The 3,112-nt window shown below is 68.9% G+C and carries 2 protein-coding genes; one reads left to right on the top strand and one right to left on the bottom strand.

Annotated elements, in window-relative coordinates:
* Positions 1 to 56: 56 nt before the first annotated feature.
* Complete coding sequence (locus ACWDX9_RS61745) at positions 57 to 1,421, bottom strand: extracellular solute-binding protein (protein WP_449973189.1); 1,365 nt, start codon at positions 1,419 to 1,421, stop codon at positions 57 to 59.
* A 356-nt stretch (positions 1,422 to 1,777) separates the two neighbouring features.
* On the opposite strand from ACWDX9_RS61745, the gene ACWDX9_RS61740 reads away from it, so the two are divergent.
* Positions 1,778 to 3,112, top strand: a 1,335-nt coding sequence (locus ACWDX9_RS61740; RefSeq protein WP_449973188.1) for a glycoside hydrolase family 3 protein, incomplete at its 3' end; no start/stop codon positions are given.

Below are 3,112 nucleotides of genomic sequence, written 5' to 3'. Positions count from 1 at the left end.
GCCGCCGGGCACGGCGGCCAGGGGCGCGTTTCCCCTGGCGGAGATCGGGGGGACCGTCACTTGCCTATGACCTCGTTGAGGTTCGTGGCGAACTGCTGCGGCGAGACCGACAGCTGGAACAGCTTGGCGATGTTGTCCAGCAGGACCTCGGCCGCGGTCGGGCTGAGCGCCTGGTCCCAGGACTGCTGGAAGGACTTGGCCTTGCTGGCGGTGTCGTAGACGAACCGCTGCCACGTCCCGTCGAGGTCGGTGCCGAACTGCGAGTCGACGCCCTTGACGATCGGCACGAAGCCGTTGCTGGCCCAGTCCTTGTTCTGCGCGTCGGAGTTCATCTCGGTGACCAAGAACTTCTTGACGATCTCCTTCTCCGCCTCCGACGCCTTGGAGGAGATCGACATGTACTGGGCCGGGTTGCCCACGGTGTCGCTGGGGTCGCCCTTGCCGCCGTCCACCGGCGGGAAGTTCATGTAGCCGAGGTTGCCGCCCTTGACGAAGTCGCCGCCGGTGTCGCGCATGTTGCCGTACGTCCAGCCGCCGTGCAGCATCATCGCGGCCTTGCCCGTGTACAGCAGCGCCTGGTCGGCGTTGGAGTCAGCGGTGATCGAGGAGAAGCCCTTGATGAAGCCGTTCGCCTTGATGAGGTCCTGCATCTTTGTCAGGGCGTCGATGGCGGCCGGGTTGCTCCAGGCGTCCTTCTCGCCGTCGAAGACGGCCTGGAAGACCTCGGGGCCGGCGATGCGGTCGAAGAGGAACTCCAGCCACATCATGTTCGTCCAGCGCGACTGGCCGCCGAGGGAGAACGGCGCGACGCCCGCGGCGTTGAACTTCTTGACCAGGTCCATGATGTCGCCCCAGCTCTGCGGGGGCTGCGCGCCGACCTTCTCGAAGACCTTCTTGTTGTAGAAGAGCACGATCGGCGTCACGGCCTCGACCGGCACCGCGTAGATCTTGCCGTCGACCGTGGCCGCGTTGAAGGAGGAGGGGAACAGCTTGTCCTTCAGTGCCGCGTTCTGGTCGAACCAGGAGGTGAGGTCGTCGACCTGGCCGGCCTGCACGTAGCTCTTCAGTCCGCCGCCGCCCCAGCCCCAGATGATGGTGGGGGCCTCGCCCGCGCCGATCGCCGTCTTGATCTTGGTCTTGAAGGCGTCGTTCTGGAACATCGTGGTCGCGAGCTGGCCGGTCGGGTTGGCCTTGTTGAAGCGCTCGACGGCGCGGGTGCGGATGCCTTCCTGTGGCTGTCCGGTGAGATACCAGTAGGTGGCCTTGCCGCCACCGCTGCCGCCACTTGTGGTGCTGCCACCCCCGCCACCGGCGCCGGTCTGGGTCGGCCCGGAGCCTCCGCAGGCGGTCAGGGCGGCTCCGAGGGGAAGGCCCATGGAGAGGCTGAGGAAGGTGCGGCGAGAAGTTGACCTGTGCTCCACGCTGATCTCCGTACTTGAACGCCGGGGGGTTGGCCGCGCGGCTCGTTGATCGTCCGATGGTGTGGCGGGCGGCCGGGGACGCGGCGCCTGCCGATGCCGCTCGTCACGTCTCCTTTGAGTGAGCTCGTCGAAACATTTGCGACATACCGCGTGGTCCGTCAATTTAGGTTTCGACCATGGGCCTGTCAAGACCGTCGTATCCGAGAATCTGCCCGTTCGGGCAGGGCGTGTGTAAAGTACTCAGGCGCGGCGTTCATCTGGTCGTCTGTAAATCGGAGACGCTTGCTCGAAGGCCACTCGACGACATCGAAACATTTCGAAATACTCACGGCGGGAATCGGCTTTAAGGAGAGCAGATGACGGCTCTGGATCGGACCCCCGCGATGGACGGCGTGCTCCGCCCGTGGCAGGACCCGGCGCTTCCCGTGGCCGACCGAGTCGAGGCCCTCCTCGCGGAGCTGACCCTCGAGGAGAAGGTCGGCCAGCTCGGCAGCCGGTGGATCGGCAACGACATGCAGCACGAGCCGGAACAGGACGCCGAGACGCTGAACGTCGCCCCGATGCAGGACGTGTTCACGGCCTCCGGCACGGTCCCCCTCGACGAGGCCGTCAGGCACGGGCTCGGCCACCTGACCCGGGTGCACGGCAGCGCTCCCGTGACCGCGCGGGAGGGCGCCGCCGAGGTGGTCAGGCTGCAGCGGGCCGTCGTCGAGCGCTCCCGGCTCGGCATTCCGGCCATCGTCCACGAGGAGTGCCTGACCGGGTTCACCACGTACGGGGCGACCGTCTACCCGGCGGCCATCGCGTGGGGGGCGACGTTCGACCCTGAGCTGGTGGAGCGGATGGCGGCCGCGATCGGCCGGGACATGCGGGCCGTGGGCGTGCACCAGGGCCTGTCACCGGTGCTGGACGTGGTGCGCGACTACCGGTGGGGCCGGGTCGAGGAGACGATGGGCGAGGACCCGTACCTCGTCTCCATGCTCGGCGCCGCGTACGTGCGCGGGCTGGAGAACGCGGGCGTCATCGCCACCCTCAAGCACTTCGCCGGATACTCCGCCTCCCGGGCGGCCCGCAACCACGGGCCCGTGCCGATGGGGCGGCGCGAGCTGATGGACATGATCCTGCCGACGTTCGAGACCGCCATCGCGCTGGGCGGCGCCCGGTCGGTGATGAACTCCTACTCCGACGTGGACGGCGTGCCGGCCGGAGCGGACCCCTGGCTGCTGACCGAGGTGCTGCGCGAGGAGTGGGGCTTCACCGGGACGGTCGTGTCGGACTACTGGGCGATCCCGTTCCTGGCGAGCATGCACCGCGTCGCCGCCGACACCGGCGAGGCGGGGGTCCAGGCCCTCACCGCGGGCATCGACGTCGAGCTGCCCGACACGCTCGGCTTCGGCCCGCACCTGGTCGAGCGGGTACGCGCCGGCGAGCTCCCCGAGTCGCTGATCGACCGGGCGGTGCGCCGGCTGCTCACCCAGAAGGTGCAGCTCGGGCTGCTCGACCCGGACTGGACGCCGGAGAAGTCCGTGTCCGGGGCGGATGACGTGGATCTCGACTCGCCGGGCAACCGGGCGCTGGCGCGCGAGCTGGCCGAGCGGTCGATCGTCCTGCTCGACGCCGGCGACGCGCTGCCGCTGCCTGCCTGGCCGAGCCGGATCGCGGTCGTCGGGCCGAGCGCCGACGAGCCGCGG

This window comes from Nonomuraea sp. NPDC003201 (assembly GCF_053590415.1).
This window is presented reverse-complemented; position numbering and strand designations above follow the sequence as displayed.